The 367-nt window shown below is 48.0% G+C and carries 1 protein-coding gene; it reads right to left on the reverse strand.

The window, feature by feature from the left end; translation table 11 throughout:
• Positions 1-367: hypothetical protein (locus KHA85_RS17315; protein WP_213186730.1), on the reverse strand; the 367-nt coding region annotated here is incomplete at both ends.

Consider the following 367-nt stretch of genomic DNA (forward strand, 5'->3'; position numbering starts at 1 on the left):
GAATACGGTTGGATGATCAGGGTCAAGCTGCTTCTCAGAGCATATGAATTCCGCCAGTGTGCCTGTGATGAAATTTCGATTTCCGTTCAATTTTTCGAGGAGGTGGGGTGTAGTGTTTGCCTTCAGGCAATGTTCAACATCATCAAACACGTTATTAGCCGTTCGAATGGTCTCAGGGTGTAAATCACGAAGCGAGATATTGAGAACGAGCTGGTTCGGTTGGAAACGTACACTCATCGGCACATAAGGAGTTCCGGCGCTGGTGGCTAATAGCACGAGATCACAGCCAAGAGCTTCTTCTAAACTGGCTACCGAACACTCGGGGCCGTGGCGAGTGACTATACGTGCGACTAATTCACTATTTAAG

This window comes from Dietzia massiliensis, assembly GCF_018390595.1.
Lineage (GTDB): Bacteria > Actinomycetota > Actinomycetes > Mycobacteriales > Mycobacteriaceae > Dietzia > Dietzia massiliensis.